This window comes from Tenericutes bacterium MZ-XQ, from assembly GCA_002838205.1.
Lineage (GTDB): Bacteria > Bacillota_I > Bacilli_A > Acholeplasmatales > Acholeplasmataceae > Mariniplasma.
In genome coordinates, this window is sequence record CP017950.1 from 1,473,889 (window position 1) to 1,498,216 (window position 24,328).

Genomic DNA, 24,328 nt, shown 5'->3' on the forward strand with positions numbered 1-24,328 from the left:
CAATTTAAAACCGATTTTTATTGGTATTCAACTATTATTTTATCACTTTGTAAAGAAAAAGGTTAATGAATGTCCATTAACCTTTTCGTTTAGTTAGCTACTATATTGACTAGTTTTTCTTTAATAACGATGACTTTTCTAATTGTCAATCCTTCTAAATGTTTAACTACATTTTCTTGAGAAAGTGCTTTTTCTTTAAGTTCATCTTGTGATATGGTTCTACTATCTACAAATTTCGCTCTTAACTTACCATTAACTTGAATAACATATTCAATTTCATCAACAATTAAAAATGACGGATTATATGTTGGCCACTCAGAATAAATGAGTTGCTCGTTTTGTTTTAATATTTCTTGATTGATTTCTTCAGTCATATGTGGTGCAATTGGATTTAATAATTTTAAGAATCCTCTTGCTTGATCTTTGGATATTTTTTGGACTTTGTAAACATCGTTAACAAAAATCATCATTTGACTGATTGCGGTATTAAAAGCAAGCTTTTCATAATCATCTGTAACCTTTTTAATGGTTTGATGATAAATCGTTCTAAGTTCTTTAACTTCATCTGTTATGATTTCAAAGTCGAACATACGCCATACACGGTCTAAGAATTTTTTAGCACCATTTAAACTTTCAGTTGACCAAGGCTTTTCAGCTTCTAAAGGTCCCATGAACATCTCATATAACCTAAGTGCATCTGCACCATGAGACTCAATCACTTCATCTGGATTAACTACATTACCTTTAGACTTGCTCATCTTAGAATGATCATCACCTAAAATCATACCTTGATTAAATAATTTTTTAAACGGTTCTTTATGTGAAATCAAACCTAAATCATATAAGAATTTCGTCCAAAATCTTGCATATAAAAGATGACCTACAGCATGTTCAGTTCCACCAATATATAAATCAACAGGAAGCCACTTATCTAATAGTTGTTTTGCTTCATCTGAATCAAGTGGAACCATTGCTAAATGGTTTTTTAAGACATACCCCATAAAGTACCAAGAACTACCTGCGAGTTGTGGCATGGTATTTGTATCTCTTCTACCTTTAATACCTTTATACGTTACATTGAGCCAGTCATGAGCATTTGCTAGCGGTGATTCACCAGTACCACTTGGTCTAATATTTTTTAAAATTGGAAGTTCAAGTGGAAGATCATCATCTTCAAGGATCAATATATTATCTTGATCATCAAATATGACAGGAAATGGTTCTCCCCAATATCTTTGTCTAGAAAATACCCAATCTCTAAGTCTATATGTATTATGTTTATATCCTAGTTTTGTTTTTTCTAAATATTCAATGATTTTTTGTTTTGCTTCATCATTATAAAGCCCATCGATGATACCACTATTATAATGAATACCATCACCAGTATAAGCTCCTTCTGCTTCACCTCTGATGACTTCTACCATATCTAGTCCAAATGTTTGAGCAAACTCATAATCCCTTTCATCGTGTGCAGGTACTGCCATAACAGCTCCAGTTCCATATTGAACAAGCACATAATCAGAAATCCAAATCGGTACTTTTTTGTGATTTACAGGATTAATTGCATAAGCTCCCGTAAACACACCAGTTTTCGATTTATCCATTTGACGATCGATATCTGTTTTTTGTTTTGTTTTTTCAATATACGCCTTAACATCACTCATTTCATCATCAGTCGTAATATGTAAAACTAAGGGATGTTCTGGTGCTAAGACACAATAAGTCGCTCCATAAATGGTATCAGGTCTTGTGGTGAAAATTTCAAATTCATGCTCAGATTGATCGACTTTGAAAGTCATCATTGCACCTTCAGATTTTCCAATCCAATTGCGTTGCATTTCTTTTAAGTGCTCTGGCCAATCTAATAAGTCTAAATCATCTAATAAACGATCAGCATATTCTGTGATTCTAAGCACCCATTGACGCATCGCTTTCTTAACAACAGGATATCCACCACGTTCAGATGTCATCTTACCATCTTTAATTTCTATTTCATCGTTTGCAAGTACTGTACCTAATCCTTCACACCAATTAACTTCAACATCCTTTAAAACCGCTAATCCGTGTTCATACATTTTCTTAAAAATCCATTGTGTCCATTTGAAATATCCCGGATCTGCAGTCGCAAATTCTCGATCCCAATCAATCCCTTTTCCTGACTCAATGATTTGACGTTTAAAATTTTCAATATTTTGATACGTAAATTCTCTTGGATCTTTACCTGTGGATAATGCATATTGTTCAGCAGGTAAACCAAAAGCATCCCATCCCATTGGATGCAATACGTTATAACCTTGCATACGTTTAAAACGACTGATAATATCAGTTGCTGTATATCCTTCTATGTGTCCAACATGAAGCCCGTTTGCGCTAGGATAGGGAAACATATCTAAAACATAATATTTCTCTTTAAAACGGTCATTTTGCGTTTTAAATAGCTTATGTTCATGCCAATAGGTTTGCCATTTTTTTTCTATGTCTTTAAAATTATAATACATATGTCTATACCTTCTTTCGCCATATATCTATTATATTAAAAAAACCCTTTTTTTCCAATAAAAAAAGGGTATATTTTCATATAACCCTTATTTTTTATTTAGAAGCTTCAATATACTTTACAAGATCCCCTACTGTTTTGATATTTTGTGCTTCTTCATCACTTACTTGAATCTCAAATTCATCTTCGATGTTCATGATAAGTTCAACTGCATCAATTGAATCTGCACCTAAATCTTCAGCTAATCTTGATTCAAGAGTAACTTTTTCTGCTTCAACACTTAATTCTTCTACGATCATTTCTTTTACGCGTTCGAATACCATCTATAAATCCTCCTTTATATAGCAGTGTTATTATAAGTTATTTTTACTTTTTTGTCAATCCAAAGATTATATTTTTTTGATGTTCAAAGTATTATGTGATTTTTTGTTATGATAACGTTTACTTAATCTTTTTTAATAATTTGTATTGCATATTTTTTTAAAAGTGTTAAAATTATCTCATCGAAAAAAAGCATGGCTATTTCCCAAGATGGAGTTTTGATACTCTTGAGCATATAAGGACGAAGCCACCAGTGGCTTTTTTTTATGATGAAAATAAAAAGGAGAATGATAAATGAAAAAAATTTTTTTGGTGATTGTTTTAAGTCTAATCACTATACTTGCTTATGGGTGTCAAAATAGTTCAAACGTTTTTGACTTCATTTTAGATGAGAACTACGATGGGTTTGTTACGATGGCAACTTCTGCTGATTATCCACCATATGAGAACATTGTTCAAGATGAAAATGGTAAAAACACAGTGGAAGGTGTTGACATTGAAATTGCTAAGGCAATCGCTCATCGCTTAAACAAGAATTTAAGAGTTGTACATAAAGGTTTTGATTTTTTAGTTGAAGATGTCAGATCAGGAAAAGTAGATTTTATTATCGCTGGGATGACACCTACACCTTCAAGATCAGAGATCATTGATTTTTCGAAATCATATTATACAGAAGATAGTGTTGTTCAAGTTGTACTTATTCACAAAGATGATGCAGCTTTATATCAAACCATCGAGGATTTGAATAAAGCAACAATTAGAGTAGGTGCTCAAACAGGGTCTATTCAAGCAGAATTTGCTGAAACATTTACACCACTTGCAACAGCAAAAATTGTACAAGATTTAAAAGAATTACTAAATAATCTAGAAAACAATCAAATTGATGCGTTATTTACTGAGGAAGAAGTCGCAAATACGCATATGAATAACGGATACGAAAACTTTGTAAAACTAACTTTACCTGAATTAGAGGGCTATGAAGGTAATGCTGTCGGCGTTCAAAAAGGCAATACAGAATTATTAACGATTATTAATGAAGTCATTGATGAATTATTAGCTAATGGAAGTATTACAGAGTGGTTAGATGAGTATTCAGCATGAATATTCAGTTAAACTTTTCATTTTTATTAGACTGGTATAGTGTAGGATTATTATTCCAAGGTTTGATGATGACCTTAATTCTCGCTTTTTTAGCAGTAGTATTAGGGTCTATATTAGCACTTATACCAGCATTTATGCGACTATCTTCTAATAAAGCATTAAGTATGCCAGCAACATTTTATGTTGAAATTATCCGTGGAACACCGATGCTTGTTCAGGTTTTACTTATTTATCAACTATTAAACATACCTCTATTTTTGATTGGTGGCATGGACATGGGTAGTTTCATTCCAGGTCTTGTCGCATTATTAATTAACAGTTCAGCATATATCTCAGAAATCATTAGAGGTGGTATTTTAGCTGTTGATAAGGGTCAAACAGAAGCTGCACGTTCTTTAGGTTTAAACAGTAAACAGACCATGTTTAAAATTGTGTTGCCTCAAGCAATCAAAAATATATTCCCTGCTTTAGGAAATGAGTTTGTAACCATCATTAAAGAAACATCGATCTTTATGTATTTAGGTGTCGCTGAACTGATGTACCAAGTTGGTATTATTAAATCAAGCTCTCCTGCTGTTACAGAACTATATATCGTTGCAGGACTATTATACTTAGCACTAACTTTCCCTTTATCTAAGGTGATGAACCGTGTTGAAAGGAGATTACGCTATGCAGATCAAAGATAATGAAATCATCGTTATTCGTGATTTAAAAAAATCATTTAACGCAGATACCCATGCACTAAATGGCGTTCATTTATCCATCAAAAAAGGTGAAGTTGTAACTATCATAGGGCCATCTGGATCAGGTAAATCAACTTTACTAAGATGCATGAACTTGATGGAAGTCCCAACATCAGGTGAAGTTATATTTGAAGGTCATCAATTAAACATCAAAGATAAAAACATTAATAAGTTAAGAGAAAAAATGGGTATGGTCTTTCAATCATTTAATTTGTTTCCACATTTAAGTGTTTTAGAAAACATAACATTATCTCCAAAATTAGTGTTAAACACATCTGAACAAGCTGCGAAAATATTAGCTGAATCACTTTTACAAAAAGTTGGTTTAAGTGAAAAAATAGATAGCTATCCAAATCAGTTATCAGGTGGTCAAAAACAAAGAGTTGCAATCGCTCGTGCACTTGCAATGAATCCTGATGTGATGCTATTTGATGAACCCACTTCTGCTTTGGATCCAGAAATGGTTGGAGAGGTTCTAAATGTTATGAGAAACTTAGCTAATCAAGGTATGACGATGGTAATCGTTACACATGAAATGAGTTTTGCTAAAGAAGTTTCTGATCGTGTCGTTTTCATGGCTGAAGGATTAATTGTTGAAGAAGGAAAGCCAGAAGACATTTTTTCAAGACCAAAAGAAGAGAGAACAAAAGCATTTTTAAAGAGAGTTAATGTTATATAGACCAACAAAAAAGAGGATTTTTTAATCCTCTTTTTCATATACTCTTCCATACAATTCTGTAAAGTGTTTAATTTTATTTTGCAACTTCTTGGATAAGTCTTTTTTTGTTAATCTCCATCTCCAATTATTGCCAAGTGTTGATGGGATATTCATTCTGCCTTCTGTTTTTAAATGTAGATAATCTTGAATTGGAATGATTGCAGTATCTGCGATACATCCTAAAGTGGTCTTTATTAGGCTATCCACTCTTGAACCAGAACCTTTATGATTAATATATTCAATACAATATTTCAAGTCATGTTCAGGAAGCATATCAAACCAAGTTGCTGTTGTTGGGTTATCATGTGTTCCGGTATAAGCAATCACATTTCTTGTATATAAATGTGGTATATAATCACTTTCTTCTCTTGAATCAAAGGCAAATTGTAATAGTTTCATACCTGGAAAACCCGTTTCTTTTAAAAGTGCTCTAACATCATCTGTAACAACGCCTAAGTCTTCTGCAATAATATTTACAAAACCTAATTTTTCTTTGATGACATCAAATAGTTTTTTGCCTGGCCCTTTTTTCCATTCACCGTTAACAGCTGTTTTTTCACCATATTTAATACTGAAATAATTAACAAAGCCAATAAAATGATCAATACGAATCATGTCGTATAACTCCATAGATGACTTAACGCGTTCAACCCACCAGCTATACTCATGTTGATCTAAATATGACCAATTGTATAAAGGATTTCCCCAAAGTTGTCCATCTGCAGAAAAATTATCTGGTGGGACTCCTGCGACATGATAAGGTAGACGTTCTTGATTCAAATCAAACATTTCTGGATTCGCCCAAACATCACTACTATCATAAGAAACATATATAGGCATGTCACCGATGATTTCAACATGTCTATCATTAGCGTATTTTTTAAGGTTATACCATTGCTCATATGCTTTAAATTGTAAAAATTGATAGAATTCGATGTTATCTTTTAATACTGTTTTAAAATGATCTAATGTTTGTTCGTCTCTAAGTCTAATTTTATCATCCCAGTACAACCAAGAATCTCCGTGATGATGATCTTTTAGAGCCATAAATAAAGCATAGTCATAAATCCAATGACTTTCTTTTAAAAGAAATTGCTGAAAATCTTGATGATTGCGATCAAATCGTTTGAAAGCAACTCTTAAAATTTCAAACCTTTCTTCATATAGTTTGTCATAATCCACATATTGCTCTGAATCAAAAGTCGCTTTAATATCAGACTTTTTGATGAGCTTCTCTTTGACCAAAATATCTAGGTCAATAAAATATGGATTATTTGCAAATGCTGAAAATGTTTGATATGGTGAATCACCATATGATGTCGGCCCTAAAGGTAATATTTGCCAATAAGACTGTTTTGATTCTACTAAAAAGTCGACAAAATCATATGCTTGCTTACCAAATGAACCAATACCATATGGACTTGGTAAACTCGAAATATGACATAATATTCCACTTCTTCTCATAACTACTCCTTAACTACCAATACGATCGATTCGTATGGTCTTAACACTATATTTTGATTTTTATATTTTTGATTGCTATAATTTGATATGACTACATCTATGATTTCATAATGACTTAAATCATACATTACTTTTTTTCTGCTGAAAGAATTAATGACTAAAAGCCTTTGATTATTAAGTTTTCTTTCGTAAATATATAAGTCATTATGTTCAAGATCAATTTGAACATAAGTTCCAAAAGTGATCACATCATGATATTGACTATGTCTTCTTAGATCAATTAACTTTTTGTAGTGATGCCACAAAGAGTCTCGGTTTAATAATTGATCAGCAACATTTACTTTCTTATAATTTTCATTGAGCAAAGCTAGGGGCTTCACTTGAGAAAAACCTGCAAACTCTTTGTTTTCCCATTGCATGATTGTTCTAGCGTTATCTCTAGATCTAAGCGAAGCAATCTTCAATGCTCTTACAGGATCATCAGGTGTTTTTTCTAACTCATATGTATAAGTGGCCTTTGAAGATATATCGTTAAAATCATTAACATCTTCAAAAGGGTAATTGGTCATTCCAATTTCTTCCCCTTGGTATATAAAAGGCGTTCCTCTCATCATATGCAGTGCAGTAGCAAGCATCTTCCCTGATTTTTCAGGATATTTGTAATCACCATATTGACTCATAAGTCTTGGCTGATCGTGGTTTAACCAGTTAAGTGGTAACCATCCATTTTCTTTAAATGCTTCTTGCCATCTGTTAAATGCTTCTTTTAAGGATTTCACATTTGTAATCAATTTTTTTGGGTTTGTGATCTCAAATAAGTTATTACACCAATTGTGGTCAAAATTAAAGACCATGGATAGTTCATCACGATCAAAGCCAGCATATTTTTTTGCTTGATCGATACTTGCAGATCCACCAACTTCCCCAATCGTTAGTGCATCATATGGTCGAAATAACTCTTGATTCATTTTTTTTAGATAGTCATGAACCTTAGGCAAGTTAGAGAACTTATGCCAATCAAGTGGGTACTTATCGGTCGATCCTTCTACATCAATAAACTCATCACGATCTAGATGTGAAACAGCATCAATTCTAAAGCCATCAACACCAAAATCTAACCACCATTTACCTACTTTAATCATCTCATCTTGAACTTTTGGATTTTTCCAATTTAAATCTGGCATTTTATTAGAAAAAATCTTCATGTAGTAGCTATCTGTTTGTTCATCATAGTTCCAGCAACTACCTCCAAAAAACGACCCCCAGTTGGTAGGTTCTACTTTTTTATCATCTTTGATTTTGCCTTCATGCCATATATAGTAATCACGATATGGATTATCTTTTGATTCCTTAGATTCTAAGAACCAAGGATGTTCATCAGATGTATGGTTTAAAACAAAGTCCATAACAATCTTAATACCCAACGCATGGGCTTTATCAACAAGCTTTCTAAAATCTTCAATACTTCCAAATAACTCACTTACTTTAAAGAAATCTCTAACATCATACCCATTATCATCCATAGGTGAATCATAAAAAGGGCATATCCAAATGAGATTTACACCAAGGTTGTTTAAATAGTCCAATTTTTCATAAATACCATTTAAATCACCAATACCATCATGATTTGAATCATAAAATGTCTTTGGATATATTTGGTATCCTACGCTTTCCATCCACCATTTTTTTTGCATGCTAAAAACTCCTTTTTCCATATACTAATTGTATCATATTAAGATGCTTTAAGATATAATGTTAGCGGTTTCACATTTTTAATTTTTTTTGCTGTGATATAATTATTTTGGTGATAAATATGAATACTTTAGCTTTATGGCATCAAGCGAAATCAGAATACGCTTATGCATACGACAAACAGACATTACACATAACATTACGAACTGCAAAAAATGATATAGAAAGCGTAAAAATCATCCACGGTGATCCTTTTCATTGGGTCGGTGATAAAGATGGAAATCCTACTTGGGTTCATCACATTGATGAGATGTATGTTAGATATCAAACTGAGGACTTTGATTTTTATTTTATTGAAATTAAACCAGAATTCTTGCGTACGAAATATGCATTTTTGTTGGAGACACAAGGTGAAAAATTCATCTTTGGCGCAAGACAAACGAGAAAACTCACACATGAAAATGCTTATTTTGAAACCTATGATTTGAGTGAGTATTTTAATTTCCCATTTGTTAATCATGAAGATTTGCATGGTACACCAAGTTGGGTTAAAGATACTGTATGGTATCAAATATTTCCTGATCGCTTTTTTTCTAAAGAAAAGCGTTCTAAACTGCCTTGGGGTAAACTACCAGTAAGTAATCATGAACTTTATGGAGGAGATTTACAAGGTGTGATTGATAAACTACCTTATTTAAAAGACTTAGGTGTCACAGGTATATATTTTACACCAATTTTTGAATCACCTTCAGCTCATAAATATGACACAACAAATTACTTTAAAATAGATCCACAATTCGGTACAAATGAAGATTTTCATGAACTTGTCAAAAAGGCACATTCATTAGATATTAAAGTCATGCTTGATGGTGTTTTCAATCACACAGGTTTTGATCATGAATTTTTCCAGGATGTGGTAGAACATGGTGAAAAAAGCATGTATAAAGATTGCTTTTTCATCGATGATTTCCCGATTGTTAATTTCCCTTTAGATAAGCATGGTAAACCAATCAATTATCACAAAACAAAACTTAATTTTAAAACATTTGCTTTCACTCCATTTATGCCAAAATGGAACACTTCACATCCTATAGTAGAAAAACATTTACTAGACTGCATTAGATACTGGATTGAAGAACATGACATCGATGGTTGGAGACTTGATGTATCAAATGAAGTTAGTCATGATTTTCTTAGAAAAATTAAAGAGGTCAGTAGAAAAGCTAAAGCTGATACATTTATTTTAGGCGAAAACTGGGATTCTTCTATGCCTTGGCTACAAGGTGATCAACTGGATTCAGTGATGAACTATGATTTAAGTTATCCCTTATGGAAATATCTAGAACATAAAATGGACCTATCCACATTTAAAGAACTTGTTACAAAATATTTGGCACAAACACCAAAAAATGTGATGGAAAACATGTTTAATTTAGTGGGTAGTCATGATACAGTTAGAGTTAAAAGACGTCTTGCTGATGACGCTAGACGCATGAAACTAGCATATGTGTTTATGTTCGTGTCATGCGGCGCTCCTAATATTTATTATGGTGATGAAGTTGGGATGACTGGTGAGCATGATCCAGATAATAGACGTTGTATGCTATGGGATGAACAAGACCAAGATCTTGATTTTAAGGCATTCACAAAAAAACTCATTGCCTTAAGACATACACACGAATCATTTAAAACATACGATTATCATTTCATCGATTCAAATATTTTAGCATTTACTAAATCTACTTCTAATGACGAGATTTTAGTCCTAATCAACAATGGAGAAAAAACAGAAGTTTCACTTCCATCTATATATAAAGGAGCGTATAAAAATCTTTTAACTTCTAAAACTATTGATATTCATGATAAAATGGTTTTAGAAACTTATGAGTTTTTAATTCTTTCAAAGGAAGTGTAATGATGAAACCTACCATTAGAGATGTCGCAAAAAAAGCGAATGTTAGTGTATCAACTGTATCCAGAGTCATTAACCAAAAGGGTTATGTTCACGAAGACACAAAAATTATTGTTGAAAAAACTATTGAGGAATTAGGATTTATTCCCAATCAGCTCGCTCGATCTCTAACATCAAGAAGTTCAAAAATTATTGGTGTCATTGTTCCTCATATTGGTCCGAGTTTTTATGGAGAGCTTCTAGAGGGTATTGAATCTCAAGCGTCTGCTTATGGATATAAAATTATGTTTTGTAATACACAAGATGATCCAGATCGTGAACTTGAGTATTTGAAGTTCTTTGAACAATATAATATCGAAGGTTTAATTATTGCCGCAAACTTTTCTAATAAAGATAAATTAGCTGAGTTAAAAATACCTGTAGTTACAGTTGACCATATTTTAGATGAAAACATTCCATCTATTACTTCTGATAATGTTAAAGGCGGTGCTTTAGCTGCTAAGAAGTTGATTGAGATGGAAGCAAAAAATATTTTGGTTTTTAGAGGACCATCATTCTTATTGACCACTATGGAACGTACAATAGGTTTTTTAAATGAACTAAAACCAACAAAGATTTATGCAGATATCTTTGATTTTGACCTAGTCAGTCCAGATATTAAGTTAATAGAAGAAATCATCAAAAATAATCCACATGTAGATGGTATATTTACATTTAGTGATACACTTGCGATAGCAACTTTAAATATTTTACAAAAAATTGGCAAGAAGGTACCTGAAGATGTTGCATTAATTGGTTACGATGATACACCTTATAGTAAATGGAGTACACCATCCATATCAACCATACATCAATCCGTAAACTTTATGGGTAAGCAATCTTTCATAAACCTAACAAGGTTAATTAGAGGTGTAGAACTTGAGAGTTTACATGAAATTATCGATGTAAAATTGATTGAACGTCAATCAACCAAATAGACCATAAGAAAAAGGAAAATCAACGATTTTCCCTTTTTTTATTTTTTAAATTGAAAGATCATACCTGCTAAAGGTCCAAGCTTAGGTTTTATAAAGTATTTAAATCCGTTTAAGTCACCTTTAACCGTATAAAGCTGTGTACCATTATATTGATTTGATCCATCATAAATATCTTTATCACTATTCAAAATCTCTTGATATCTACCAGCTCTTGGAACTCCAATATGATATGTTTGATGTACATTAGGTGTCATATTTAACACCACAACAAGCATCTCATCATCACTATATCTAATGTAAGAAAAAACAGACTGATCTTGATCATCCACAACGGACCATTTAAATCCTTTCGGGTGATGGTCATACTGAAAAAGTGCAGGATGATGACGATAAACTTGCGCTAGATCCTTAAAGAATCGATGTTGTTTTTGAAAGGGTGCTTGACTTAAAATATGCCAATCGAGTTCTTTATGCACATCCCACTCACTAAACCCTGCAAACTCTTGCCCCATAAATAATAATTTTTTTCCTGGGTGTGTTATCCAAAGTGTTAGTAATAAACGCCAATTCGCAAGTTTTTGCCACATATCACCAGGCATTTTATTGGATAAACTGCCTTTCATATGAACAACTTCATCGTGTGAAAAAGGTAAGACAAATTGTTCATTAAATGCGTATACTAAGCCAAATGTTATTTTATCATGATGATATTTTCTATGAATAGGATCTTGTTTAAAATATCTTAAGACATCGTTCATAAATCCCATATTCCATTTATAGTTAAACCCAATACCACCTACATCCACAGGATGAGTTACTTGTGGATAATCGGTGGAATCTTCTGCCATAAATAAGAATCGGTCATCTTTACCAAATAGATGGTAAGAAAGTTGCCTTAAGAAGTTGATCGCATCTTGATTAACTCCTACATTCTTATCGCCTAAATAATATATAAGATTAGAGACTGCATCAATTCTATATCCATCAATATGAAAGTAATCCATCCAAAAAGTAAGTGCTGATAGCATAAAACTTCTAGTAATACCTTTAGAAAAATCTAAGTTGTCTGTGCCCCATGTGACGTTTTCTCTGCGATGTTTGTCATCGAACTCAAATAATGGTGTGCCATCAAAAAAGCTCAACCCATGTGCATCTTTGCAAATATGACCTAGAACCCAGTCCATAATTACGCCAATGCCTTCTTGATGAAGTCTATCGATTAAATACATGTAATCTTTTGGTGAACCATATCTTGATGTAGCAGCAAAATATCCAGTTCCCTGATAACCCCATGAATCATCTAGAGGGTGTTCATATAAAGGTAAAAATTCTATATGTGTATACCCATACTCTTTGACATAGTTGATTAAATCATCGACAACTTCGTTATATTGCTTAAAAGCTCCAAATTTTCTTTGCCAAGAACCTAGATGTACTTCATAGATGAGTACAGGTTCTTGATAAGGTTTCTTTTTCTCATACATCCATTTTTGATCATGCCACTCATAATGATCGATATCATATACTTTGGATCCTGTTTGTGGTCTTACTTCTGTAAAATAACCAAAAGGATCAGTTTTGTGTAAGATACGGCCATCATGCGTATGAATCTCATATTTATAAATCTCCCATTCATAATTTCCAGGGATTTCAATCCGATAAATGCCTTGGTAATGGATTTTTGTTAGTACATGTTGCCAACCTTCATAGTTGTTAAAACTTGCAATCAAGCGTACTTCTTTTGCGTTCGGTGCATAAACAGTGTACTCAGTTGCGAAAATCTCACCCTTATCATTTCTTAACAGGTGAGATCCAAAGATTTTATAAGCTTGGTCATGTAATCCATTTAAAAACAAGTTTACATCATGATCTGAAATAAGGCGCATAAAAGTCTCCTTTATTTTTTGATATGAACAATATATATACCTGGTTGATCAACATAGATTGCATCATCTTCTGAAATTGCTTTTTGTGAAGGGAAAATTAATTCTCCATCACTTAATGGTAATTTTTCTAAGTCATAATAATTTTTAATATAATGAATCAGTATGTTTTTATCATCTTCAAGTCTATAAATAATCAATTTCTTATCTTTAACGATTGTAACTTGGTTGTTATAGCTTGTTTGTCTATATAGTTTATATTTTTTTCTAAGCTTTAATAAAGCTCTTAGCTTTTTAACAGATTCTTCTTTAATTCTCCAGTGGATTTGGTTAATTTCATCTGGATGATTATAAGAATTTTCTACACCTTTTTTAGAACGATAAAACTCTTGTCCAGCATGATAAAAAGGTATCCCTTGTGAAATTGCAATCAAATGATTTGCAAAATCTTGAGCAATTTTAAAATCAGGGAGTGCGACACCATGAGCTAAAACCATTTTGTCATAAAAAGTTAAATTGTCATGACACTCAACATAATTGATTGACTGATTAGGTGTTAAAAACATATCTGGTGAACCAATGATTGCTTTCATTGCTTTTTGTGTTAGATGGTGATTACCCATAGTAAAACCTAAGCCATCACCGTGAAGTTCTCCTTTCATCGTGTTACGATAAAAGTCATTAAAGTGGGCATAGTTCGGAAATGATGCATGATTATGCATATTTGAACGATCCTTTGGTTTAACTTCTGTTTGCATATTCCATCCTTCACCATATAACATGATATGAGGATTTATCTTCTTAAGCTCTTTTTCAATGGTTAGCATGGTCTCAAGGTCTAAAAGTCCCATGAGATCAAATCTGAAACCATCAATTTGATAGGTTTTTACGAAATGAATCAAACTATCAACAATGAGTCTACGAACCATATAGTTTCTTGACTCAACATCATTACCACAGTATGATCCATCAGTCATCTTAAAGTTGTGATCGTGTCTATAAAAATAGCCGGGTACAATATCATCATATGGGAATGTTTTATGGTTAAACACATGATTATAAACAACATCCATATTTATACCTAATTTCATATCATGTGCAGTTTTTACTACCTTCTTTAAGCCGTTAATGCGATCAAGTGGATTACTTGGTTCTTTTGAATACCATCCCTCAACTGCAAAAAATAAACTTGGATTATATCCCCAGTTATATTTGAGTTTTTTATCTTCATCAAAAACATCATCAAAATCAAATACTGGTAGTAGTTGTAAGTGTGTTATCCCAAGTTTCTTGATATAATTTAAAACATTTCCACCTAAAAACTTGCTGTGTTCAACAAGACCTTCATAAAGACCTTTATGCTCAACATCCAAATTAATAGACATGTCCCTAACATGACCTTCATAAATCACAGCATCCACGTGATTTTTTAACTTAATTGGTGTTTTTTCAAGTTTTAATGTTTGATCAAAATCAACAACATGGGCATATTTAGCAGATGCAGCTGTTGTATATGGATCTTTAACTGACTTAAATGTATCTACCAAACGAATATCATAATGATATGGTTTAAGATGATGATCACCACTTACAGTGATTTTCCAAATGGGTTCTTCATATGTCATCTGATATCTTTGGTTATCAAGGACCAAATTGACTTCTTTAGCAACCGGTGAAAAAAGATAAAAAGATGTCTCTTCTTTCGAGTAAACACATCCTAATGGACCATCATATCTAAATTGTTTTTCAAATGCAGGTGTTAGCGTTACTAAACCGATTTGAAGCGGATAATTTCCACCATTGATTGTGATATGATCAACTTTATGAAGTTCCATATCTTTATCTGTACTAAAATATTGATGAGATCCATTTCTTAGCCATTTGACTTCGTAACCTTCTAAATGAATCTCATGAATATACTCATTACTTTCTACACGTAATAATCTAAAATCATCAATAAAAACATTCATCGTTTTTGACCTCTGTGTGTTCTAATGATTATTGGTTCTTGATTCAACTTTATTTTACCATGTTTAACGATAATATCTTCATTGCTAAGTTCGTTTTTATAGATACCATCCATTAAAGCGACTGCAACCTCGTTTTTGTTTTCTAAATTGAAGATACCTAACAAGTAAGTATCTTTATAATCATAAGAGAAGACAGCTATATCTTCATTATTTTCTAGATGGAAGTTACCCTCTATAAAAATAGGATCTTTTTTCATATGAGTTAATCGCTTAATGTATCCTTCAAGTGAGTTTTCTTTATTCCATGGAACTAAATCATTTTCAAACAAATCAGGGTAATGATCAATTTCATGTTCCATTCCGGCATAAACAAATGCTGTTCCTTTGATAAAAAACATCATCGTTAACATTTGCATAAAATGATGATGATCCCTGACTTTTGATCTTAGTCTTTTTTGATCATGATTCTCAAAGTTTCTAAGCTTGATATAGTTTTTTGGATAGATCATCTCTTGATGATAAATTTCTTCCAACCATCTTGATAAGTGCTTTTTATCTTTGAGCAAGTAATCATCCATATGATCAAAAATATCGTAATCGTAACAAATATCAAACGCTTCATACATTTGACTATCTGATGAACAGTCATACCCTAAATCTCTAATATATTTGATGAATCCAGGATGAACAGATTCTGTAAGCCAAATAAGTTCTGGATTGATTTTATCCACTTGTTTTCTAGCTTCTATCCAAAAATCAATAGGTAGAAGTGGTGCCACATCACAGCGATATCCATCAACGATATGTGCCCAATACTTTAACACCTCTATAAAGTAGTTCCAGACCTCTTTATTGCTGTAATCTAAATCAGTGATGTCACTCCAATCACCAACACGATTCGCAAAAGTTCCATCGGCTTTTTTATAAAACCACTCTGGATGTTCTTGAGTCAAAATAGAATCTCTGGAGGTATGATTAATAACAATATCCATCATGACTTTCATATCTCTTTTATGTGCTTCATCAACAAGTTTTCTTAGATCATCTAAAGTGCCTAAATCTGGATGAATTTGATAGAAATCAACAATAGAATAAGGGCTTCCTTGAGCCCCTTTTCTAGCTTTTTCACCAATTGGATGAAAAGGGAGTAAATAGATGATATCTACTCCCATATTATGAATTCTGTCTAAATCATCGATGACACCTTCGAAATTTTGCTTTTTCGAATGTTGTCTAGGAAAAACTTGATATATAGTAGCACTTCTTAAATTTAAGTTTGTTTGCTTTGCCATATGTATCATTCCTTTTATTTGTTTAAGTTCATTGTTTCTAAATGCCAAATATCTTTATTGTAGTTTGCAATCGTGCGATCTGAAGTGAAGAATCCTGAATGCGCGATATTCATGATTGATTTGTGTAACCAACCTTTGCGATCTTTATATGCTTCATTTGCTATTTCGTGAGCTTTTACATAACCATCAAAATCTTTCATGACTAGGAAATAATCGCTATTTAATAAGTTATTTAAAATATAATCAAAATGTGATGGATTTTTGTGAAGTGTGCGGATATATTTAAATACATTTTGTAATCTTACATCTTTGTCATAGATTTCTCTTGGCTTGTAGCCATTTTTTTCATAAATCTTAGATACTTCTTCAGCAGATAGTCCGAAAATAATATTATTCTCTATACCTGCTTCTTTTACAATTTCAACGTTTGCACCATCCATCGTTCCAATCGTGATTGCCCCATTCATCATGAACTTCATATTTCCTGTACCACTAGCTTCTTTGGTCGCAGTAGATATTTGTTCTGATAAATCAGCTGCAGGCATGATGTATTCTGCATAAGTGACGTTGTAATTTTCAACAAATACCACTTTTAATAAATGATTTGTATCTTCATCATTATTTATCACTTCAGAAACTGTATCAATAAGCTCGATCACAGCTTTTGCCATATGATAGCTTGGTGCAGCCTTTGCTCCAAAGATAAACGAATGTGGATGATAGTTTTTCTTGAAAGCTTCATCAGATTTCAATCTTTGATACACATAAATGATATGAAGAATATTCATAAGTTGTCTTTTATATTCGTGTAGACGTTTCACTTGAATATCAAAAATCGAATTTACATCTAACTTCACGCCTTCTAGTTCTAAGATGCGGTCAGCTAAAGCTTGCTTTTTCGCACGTTTCATATCATCAATTTGCTTTTGTGTGTGCTCATCGTCTTTAAATGGATCTAACAACTCTAACTTAGTTAAGTCTTCTCTCCATGATGTACCAATTTTTTCATCTAAAATTTGCACTAATTCTTTATTTGTATGAATTAACCATCGACGATGTGTAATACCATTGGTTTTATTATTAAATTTATTTGGGTATAATGTGTAAAAGTTTTTCATTTCAATATTTTTCAAAATATCCGTGTGAAGCGCTGCAACCCCATTAACACTAAATGAACCGTAGATACAAATATGAGCCATACGCACATGATTATTTCCAATCAAAGACATTAAATAGATTTGTTCATGATTGAATCTACCATCATCTTCAAGTACTTTTTTAAATCTACGATTCATTTCTTGTAAGATTTCATAGATTCTTGGTAGTAAGTTTCTAAAAATACCTTTGTCCCATTTTTCTAATGCTTCTGCTAATATTGTATGATTTGTGAATGCACAAGTATTTGTTGTTATGTTCCATGCTTCATCATATCCAATGCCTTCTTCATCCATAAATATTCTCATAAGTTCAGGAATGACTAGTGTTGGATGTGTGTCATTGATTTGGAAAGTATAATATTTATGAAAATCATGCATGCTGCGTCCAAGTGCTTTGTGCTCTTTAATTGCATGTTTGACTCCAGCAGCACTAAAAACATAGGATTGTAGTAATCTTATTGTTTTGCCTTCTTCAGTTGAATCGTCAGGATATAATTGATCATCAACACCATCAACAATTCTCATATATTCTTCATCTTGATGCTCTTGTTTATCTGATGGTTCAGTTGACCATAATCGAAGTGAAGTCACGACACCATTTTGGTCACCAACAACTTTGACATCATAAGGAACGGCTTTAATCCACATAGGGTTGATTAGTTTTGTATGTTCAACATAACCAAAAAGTGGAATTTCAATTGCATTCTCTTCATCTTTTGATTCCCACACAAACTCATGATCTAACCATGGATCCTTATGTTCAACTTGCTTATGATCTTTGATCTCTTGGACAAAAAATCCATGCTTGTATCTTAAACTATTCCCATATAAAGGAAGCGCTAAAGATGCAGCAGAATCCAAGAAACATGCTGCTAAACGTCCAAGTCCTCCATTACCTAAACCTGCATCAACTTCTGCATGTTCAACTTCATTTAAATCGATGCCCAACTCATCAAAACCTTCTTTAACGATGTCATAATAACCACTATTTTGAAGATTGTTTGTTATGAGTCTTCCCATTAAAAATTCCATTGAAAAATAAATGGTTTTCTTTAATTGGTTTTCTTTAACGTATGTATTTGCTTTGTTAAATGCTTCTTCTAAACTCTCATTCAAAAGATGAGCAAGTACGCTATATCTTTGGTATACAGTCGATTCTTTTAACTCAACTTTGTATGTATCATTTAATTTTGATAAAAATGCATTCTTAAAATCATCTTTGGTACTAAATACTTTATTCATATTATTATGTCTCCTTACATAGTTTATCAATTATATTTTACCACGAATGCTATCAATGTGCTCATTGGTACCGTTTACACAAATGTAAATGAATACAAAAAAAGGGTGAAATGATCACCCTTAAAATAGATACTTTTTTTATCCCTTTGTAGCACCAGCCATAATACCTTCGATAAGATATTTTTGGAAAGCCATATAAAGAGCTGTAATTGGTACACCAACGAAGATTGCACCAGCAGCAAACGCACTATAATGTTGATAATTAAGATCGTTAATAAATCTAAATAAACCAACAGCAAGTGTCCATTGCTGTGTAATATCATAATCTGGACCAGCACCTTCGGGCTTAAATCTAAGAAGATATCCTGGAAGCATATAATCCATCCATGGTCCCATAAACATAGATACCGCAACAAACGTTAGAATCGGTACTGCAAGTGGTAAGATGATTCGAATAAAGATTTGCAATTTGTTTGCCCCATCAATCATTGCCGATTCATCTAAGTCTTTTGGTATTTGTGATAAAAATCCTTTAATTAGCCATAAGTTACCTGGAATACTACCACCTATATATAATATTGATAGTGCAGTTGGCTTACCTAATAAACCAAACTTCCAGAATAGTACATACATCGCAATAAGACCCATAAATGAAGGAAATGCTTGAAGTACTAATATGGTAAGAAGTCCTGCTTTTTTACCTTTAAAGCTGAATCTAGCAAATACATAAGATGCGCCTGTAATTAATAATGTACCAACTAGCATGTTGATGAGCGCTATCTTTAATGTATTCCAATACCATCTTGTGAAATTTGTTTCTTCAAATAAATACTGGAAGGCAGCAAATGTTGGATTTTCTGGCCAAATAGCACTAGGTATATCTGTTCTAAGATTTGAAAATGCCATACCGAATATGTAAACTACTGGAACAATAACAATGATCGCAACCAAAGTGATTTCACCATATATCAATATACGCTGAATGAAATTAGATAGACTAAAGACTTCCTTCAATCCTTGTCTAGATACATTTCTTCGCTTTTCCTTCGCATAATAGTAATAAAAACCATATACGGGAATCAAACCAATTAATCCAACTTGTGTACCTTCATATCCCTTTTTACGTGCATAATCCACAACTGTACCTTGATGAATGAACAGAATCAAGATAACTATGAATATCGAGAATAAGGTTTGTAATAAGTTGTTTTGTAGTGATAAATAAATGAGTACTGCTGCAGGTATAATAATAAGCAGTCCAATAAAAACAATAAGCATGGTAACTAGAGTGCGTTTAAATAACACTTCAAAACTTAATAAATGGTTAAGTTCAATGTCATCTACATTAGTCTTTGCTGGTAGTTTTTTTGCATAATAATATCCAAAAATTGGAATCAAGCTCATTAAAAGATATTTTCTACCTTCATATCCTTTTTTAACTGCATGATCATAAGCAGTTCCAAAACTGACACCAACAAAAACGAACATAAGATAAATTAAAATTATATATATAAATGTCATGATTTAGTCCTCCTGGAATGCTCTTGTTTTTGATAAGTTCCATGCAGTTAGTGAACCAACAAACAAGAAGATGAGTACTGAGAACACAGATGCCATATTAAAGATTGAGTAATCAACCGTTAACGTATACATCCATGAGATCAGAATATCCGTGTCTCCAGCAAATCCCCTGCTGGCTATACCAGAGTTCGGACCACCACCTGTAATAAAGTAGATGACCCCGAAGTTATTAAAGTTCCCTGAGAAAGTCATGATTAGGATAGGTGCTGTAGAGTATAAAACAAGTGGCATAGTGATCTTTGTAATTTTTTGTATGCCAGATGCACCATCAATATCTGCTGCTTCATATAATGTTTTATCAATGGCTGTCATAACACCAGTCATAAGTGCCATAAAGTAAGGGAATCCTAACCAAATATTTACAAGAATAAGTGTTGCCCGTACGAACGTTGGATTAAATGGATTACTAAACCATTGAATATTAGATTCACCTAAATAAAGTAACTTAGAGAACCCTGTTAAGCTATCATAACTTACACCTAACATATTTAAATTTCTTAAAACCTCATAGATACCAATATCTTGCATGAATGTATTAATGAAACCAACTTCATTAAACATAACTGAGAATACCATTTGTGATAATAATGCTGGTATCGCCCATGGAAGAATTAACACAGTTCTCCAAAATTTTCTAAATACGACTTTTTCACTATTTAAAATAAGTGCTTGGAAAAATCCACCAAAGAAAACTGTAGCCGTTGAAAGCACAGCCCAAACGACTGTCCAAGATAAAACTCTCCAGAATGCTACACCAAATGATGCACCTAATCCACTTGTGAAATTAAATAACGCTATGAAATTCGTAAGTCCAACCCAGTTAAATGTATCCAGCATTGATTCATTACCTGCAATGTTTGTAAAGGCAATGACAAAACCAAATGCAATTGGCATAATAGAAATGAAACCTAAAACAAATATAGCTGGTGATAAAACGATATATTCAAAACTTTCTTCATATACATTTTTGAAGTAAGCTCCATCTTTTAACACTTTTTCTTTTTTTCTCTTCTTTTCACTTGTTACATAAGCATCTCTAATACTCCAACCCATAAAGATGAAGAAAAAGAACGATAATATAACACCAATAAGTCCTTCAAGTAATAACATGGTTGAAACATGGCCTCTTACTGGCACTGTTTCAGAAACATTAAACGATGTTAATAGTGAAAAGTCACTATCGCTATTTCCAACCATTGCATCCATTAATCCCATGTGACCGCTAATATTAACTTTTTGTGCAGTCCCTAATGTAACTACAGCCCAATAACCTCGAACGAATAATCCGCCTCGATCATAAAAGAAATTATTAAACTGTTCTTCAAAACTATCTTTTAGTTCAGGATTAAGTTCATGATAAACTTTAATCATAAGTTTAGTAATATCTACACCTGTATACTCGTTCCAAGCATATGAGAATGTATATGACATTGCTTGTCTAAATGTGACTGAAAAAGAAGTTTCTTTGTACTGAATGCGTCGTGAGTTATATATCAAATTAGGCTCGTAATATTCAAAGATATTTCCATCAAGTAAATAAATAGGTCCTTCAACTGAAATCTCAGTTGGATTAGTTAAACTTACGACTTCACTTGTTTGTAAATCAATATAAACTGTAGCTACATCATCTGTAGCTTTAACATAAAACTTATTATTTGCACGAAAAATGTCTCCTGACTTAACAAATAAAGTTAAATCATCGAGATTTGTTTTTACATTACTTTCTACTAATTCTCCCGTTAGTATACTAGTTTCTACAAATTCTTTTTTGTTGCTTCCGTCTTCTTGTTCTACATTTCTTTCAACGTAGTATTTGCCATCAACATCTTTATATAAAGTTTGCTTTCTAATCAAATGTACTAAATTTTCTTCGTTATAATTCTCTTTAAAATCGTCAAGTAAAATATCTTCACTTGATACTAAATTTGTGTATTTGATCGGACTATTTTTTTTGAGATCTTGAGCAAAAAATTCTATAAACAACTCTTCAGTTAGATTTTCTTCTCCGCCTATTTCTTCTAAAAATAGTTCGAAGTCTTCATAAGATGCACCATCTACAAGTTTATTATAATTATACTCCGCCATAAACCCATTGATGTACCACTCATCACCTAAATTGTTGCCTGCAACTTTATCATACGCATTAATATCATCTTGATAATGACTTGTTCCAAATTCAATACCAACAAATAATGCAAAAACGACAAAAAAGAATAGAAACTTAAAAAATTGCCCATTGAGTAATTGTCCTAGGCCCCAAATAATCCCAGAAGCAATCGCTTTAATTATGCTTAATATTTTCATTGAGCCCTCCGTTATATAAACTAAATGAGGACGGCAAGATTATGCCGCCTCATCATAGTTTTTAAATAAATTATTTTGAAATTATTAACCAGCTAGACCTACACGAGTTCTATATGATTGTTCAGCTGTAGCAGCTGCTGTTGCAGGAGCAACTCCGTTATTCCATACTTCAATAACCATAGTTTCACCTGGTCCCCAGTAATAAGTTACTTGTGGGATTGTTGGCATTGGAACTGAAGTTTGTAATTGATCAGCCATAGCTAATAATAATGTATCAGTACTTACACCTTCGATGTCTCCTAAGAGTTCAGTCTTAAGTGCTGGTAATTTACCTTTATATTCATACATTAATTCCATAGCGATATCAGAAGCTAAGAATTCTACAAATTTAATTGCATCTTCTCTATTTTCTGAATATTTATAAACTGCAGCCATTTGTGCGCCAGCAAATGTTTGAGTTGCTTTGTCAACGCCATTAACTTCAATTGTTGGCATTGGAGCAATTGCAAAATTCACGCCCGCTTTATTATATGCTTCAATATTCCATGGACCTGCAATAATATAAGGAATCTTACCTAATTCAAAGTTACCGCCAGCACTAATTGAGTTATGAGAACCACCTGTACCAGTTGTACGAGGTTGAAGTTCAGATTTCATCCATGTCAATGCAGGAACTGCATTAGCAAATCCTACAGCAGATGGGTCATCTAAGTTTGCACCAAATGGATAGAATCCAAATGCTGAATAAATCGCTTGATTGAAGTAACTATCAGCCCAGTGGTTTGATGTTCCTAAATAATATAAACCAGCTTCAGCATTAGTTCTTGTTGCATCACCAGCTGATGGTGCAGCATTCCAAATGTCAGCTGCAGCAAAGATCTCTTCAAATGTAGTAGCAGGTGTATCAATTAAATCAGTGTTGTAATATAAACCAATTGATTCTAATGACATTGGTACTGCATATAATCTTTCAACAGCATTTGGACTTGATGGATCAAATGAGTTTGCTGATTCGTCATAAGTTAAAGTCGCAATTTGAAGACCTAGTTCTGCTGAACGTGCTTCAAGTGCAGTACGAGTTGCTTCTGGAAGTGGATAAACCAAATCTTCTAAAACAGCTTGTGCTAAGTGGTCATGTGGGAATTGGAATACGTCAGCACCATTTCCTGAAGGACCAAATGTCTTTAATAATTCACGAGCGTCAACGCTACCCATATGTTCATGTTCAACAACGATATTTGGATATAATTTGTTAAACTCAGCAATTACTGCTTCCATATATTCACCATTTTCATCATCAATCCATACACGGATTTTAGATTTTTGAGTGAATCTGTCAGCAAAATCGATTAACTCACCATTATTCTCAGGATCTGTTGGATCTACTGGATCATCTGGATCGTCATTATTACATGCAGCAAGAGTTAAGCCCCCTAATAAAACAAATAAAATTAATAGAATTTTTTTCATGATA

The 24,328-nt window shown here is 32.7% G+C and carries 16 protein-coding genes; 5 read left to right on the forward strand and 11 right to left on the reverse strand.

Going from position 1 to position 24,328, the window contains the following annotated elements; genetic code table 11:
- Window positions 1–89 precede the first annotated feature (89 nt).
- Together BK011_07355 and BK011_07360 are read right to left on the reverse strand one after the other, a co-directional pair.
- Window positions 90–2,498, reverse strand: a complete 2,409-nt coding sequence (locus BK011_07355) for a leucine--tRNA ligase (GenBank protein AUD65518.1) — start codon at window positions 2,496–2,498, stop codon at window positions 90–92.
- 94 nt (window positions 2,499–2,592) lie between these two features.
- Entirely contained in the window at window positions 2,593–2,820 is a 228-nt protein-coding gene (locus BK011_07360; GenBank protein AUD65519.1) for an acyl carrier protein, read from the reverse strand.
- 292 nt (window positions 2,821–3,112) lie between these two features.
- Between BK011_07360 and BK011_07365 the strand changes: the two genes are divergently transcribed.
- From BK011_07365 to glnQ, 3 genes are read left to right on the forward strand one after another with little or no spacing between them, the layout of a single operon-like run.
- Window positions 3,113–3,919, forward strand: coding sequence for a hypothetical protein (locus BK011_07365; protein AUD65520.1), 807 nt, complete (start codon window positions 3,113–3,115; stop codon window positions 3,917–3,919).
- Window positions 3,916–4,605: a hypothetical protein gene (locus tag BK011_07370; GenBank protein ID AUD65521.1), complete on the forward strand. Its 690-nt coding sequence runs from the start codon at window positions 3,916–3,918 to the stop codon at window positions 4,603–4,605. Before BK011_07365 ends, BK011_07370 begins: the two co-directional genes overlap by 4 nt.
- Before the next feature lie 4 nt (window positions 4,606–4,609).
- Window positions 4,610–5,341: a glutamine ABC transporter ATP-binding protein gene (gene glnQ, locus BK011_07375; GenBank protein AUD66164.1), complete on the forward strand. Its 732-nt coding sequence runs from the start codon at window positions 4,610–4,612 to the stop codon at window positions 5,339–5,341.
- Window positions 5,342–5,362: 21 nt separating this feature from the next.
- Here glnQ and BK011_07380 read toward each other — a convergent pair whose 3' ends face one another.
- Window positions 5,363–6,844 carry a 4-alpha-glucanotransferase gene (locus BK011_07380; protein ID AUD65522.1) on the reverse strand — a complete coding sequence of 494 codons (1,482 nt, stop codon included), beginning with the start codon at window positions 6,842–6,844 and terminating at the stop codon, window positions 5,363–5,365.
- Window positions 6,845–6,846: 2 nt separating this feature from the next.
- Window positions 6,847–8,538 carry a glucohydrolase gene (locus tag BK011_07385; protein ID AUD65523.1) on the reverse strand — a complete coding sequence of 564 codons (1,692 nt, stop codon included), beginning with the start codon at window positions 8,536–8,538 and terminating at the stop codon, window positions 6,847–6,849.
- A gap of 119 nt (window positions 8,539–8,657) precedes the next feature.
- On the opposite strand from BK011_07385, the gene BK011_07390 reads away from it, so the two are divergent.
- Together BK011_07390 and BK011_07395 are read left to right on the forward strand one after the other, a co-directional pair.
- Entirely contained in the window at window positions 8,658–10,451 is a 1,794-nt protein-coding gene (locus BK011_07390) for a hypothetical protein (protein ID AUD65524.1), read from the forward strand.
- A gap of 2 nt (window positions 10,452–10,453) precedes the next feature.
- Window positions 10,454–11,425 (forward strand): hypothetical protein, encoded by a 972-nt coding sequence (locus tag BK011_07395; protein AUD65525.1) that lies wholly within the window; start codon window positions 10,454–10,456, stop codon window positions 11,423–11,425.
- A 38-nt stretch (window positions 11,426–11,463) separates the two neighbouring features.
- On the opposite strand, the gene BK011_07400 is transcribed toward BK011_07395, so the two are convergent.
- The 7 genes from BK011_07400 to BK011_07430 all read right to left on the reverse strand — a co-directional run bounded on the left by BK011_07400 (window position 11,464) and on the right by BK011_07430 (window position 24,324).
- Window positions 11,464–13,311, reverse strand: a complete 1,848-nt coding sequence (locus BK011_07400) for a 1,4-alpha-glucan branching enzyme (protein AUD65526.1) — start codon at window positions 13,309–13,311, stop codon at window positions 11,464–11,466.
- A gap of 11 nt (window positions 13,312–13,322) precedes the next feature.
- Window positions 13,323–15,278 (reverse strand): type I pullulanase, encoded by a 1,956-nt coding sequence (locus tag BK011_07405; GenBank protein AUD65527.1) that lies wholly within the window; start codon window positions 15,276–15,278, stop codon window positions 13,323–13,325.
- Window positions 15,275–16,570 carry a hypothetical protein gene (locus BK011_07410; GenBank protein AUD65528.1) on the reverse strand — a complete coding sequence of 432 codons (1,296 nt, stop codon included), beginning with the start codon at window positions 16,568–16,570 and terminating at the stop codon, window positions 15,275–15,277. Before BK011_07410 ends, BK011_07405 begins: the two co-directional genes overlap by 4 nt.
- A 14-nt stretch (window positions 16,571–16,584) precedes the next feature.
- Window positions 16,585–18,969 (reverse strand): glycogen phosphorylase, encoded by a 2,385-nt coding sequence (locus BK011_07415; protein AUD65529.1) that lies wholly within the window; start codon window positions 18,967–18,969, stop codon window positions 16,585–16,587.
- Window positions 18,970–19,107: 138 nt separating this feature from the next.
- Window positions 19,108–19,953, reverse strand: coding sequence for a hypothetical protein (locus tag BK011_07420; GenBank protein AUD66165.1), 846 nt, complete (start codon window positions 19,951–19,953; stop codon window positions 19,108–19,110).
- A 540-nt stretch (window positions 19,954–20,493) separates the two neighbouring features.
- Window positions 20,494–22,854, reverse strand: coding sequence for a hypothetical protein (locus BK011_07425; GenBank protein AUD65530.1), 2,361 nt, complete (start codon window positions 22,852–22,854; stop codon window positions 20,494–20,496).
- A gap of 84 nt (window positions 22,855–22,938) precedes the next feature.
- Window positions 22,939–24,324, reverse strand: a complete 1,386-nt coding sequence (locus tag BK011_07430) for a hypothetical protein (protein AUD65531.1) — start codon at window positions 24,322–24,324, stop codon at window positions 22,939–22,941.
- Window positions 24,325–24,328: the final 4 nt, after the last annotated feature.

Coding starts and splice junctions, on each gene's coding strand:
- BK011_07410 (AUD65528.1), bottom strand. CDS start 16,570: ATGGCAAAGCAAACAAACTTAAATTTAAGAAGTGCTACTATATATCAA.
- BK011_07395 (AUD65525.1), top strand. CDS start 10,454: ATGAAACCTACCATTAGAGATGTCGCAAAAAAAGCGAATGTTAGTGTA.
- BK011_07365 (AUD65520.1), top strand. CDS start 3,113: ATGAAAAAAATTTTTTTGGTGATTGTTTTAAGTCTAATCACTATACTT.
- BK011_07370 (AUD65521.1), top strand. CDS start 3,916: ATGAATATTCAGTTAAACTTTTCATTTTTATTAGACTGGTATAGTGTA.
- BK011_07430 (AUD65531.1), bottom strand. CDS start 24,324: ATGAAAAAAATTCTATTAATTTTATTTGTTTTATTAGGGGGCTTAACT.
- BK011_07380 (AUD65522.1), bottom strand. CDS start 6,844: ATGAGAAGAAGTGGAATATTATGTCATATTTCGAGTTTACCAAGTCCA.
- BK011_07415 (AUD65529.1), bottom strand. CDS start 18,969: ATGAATAAAGTATTTAGTACCAAAGATGATTTTAAGAATGCATTTTTA.
- BK011_07405 (AUD65527.1), bottom strand. CDS start 15,278: ATGAATGTTTTTATTGATGATTTTAGATTATTACGTGTAGAAAGTAAT.
- BK011_07360 (AUD65519.1), bottom strand. CDS start 2,820: ATGGTATTCGAACGCGTAAAAGAAATGATCGTAGAAGAATTAAGTGTT.
- BK011_07385 (AUD65523.1), bottom strand. CDS start 8,538: ATGCAAAAAAAATGGTGGATGGAAAGCGTAGGATACCAAATATATCCA.
- BK011_07425 (AUD65530.1), bottom strand. CDS start 22,854: ATGAAAATATTAAGCATAATTAAAGCGATTGCTTCTGGGATTATTTGG.
- BK011_07355 (AUD65518.1), bottom strand. CDS start 2,498: ATGTATTATAATTTTAAAGACATAGAAAAAAAATGGCAAACCTATTGG.
- BK011_07390 (AUD65524.1), top strand. CDS start 8,658: ATGAATACTTTAGCTTTATGGCATCAAGCGAAATCAGAATACGCTTAT.
- BK011_07400 (AUD65526.1), bottom strand. CDS start 13,311: ATGCGCCTTATTTCAGATCATGATGTAAACTTGTTTTTAAATGGATTA.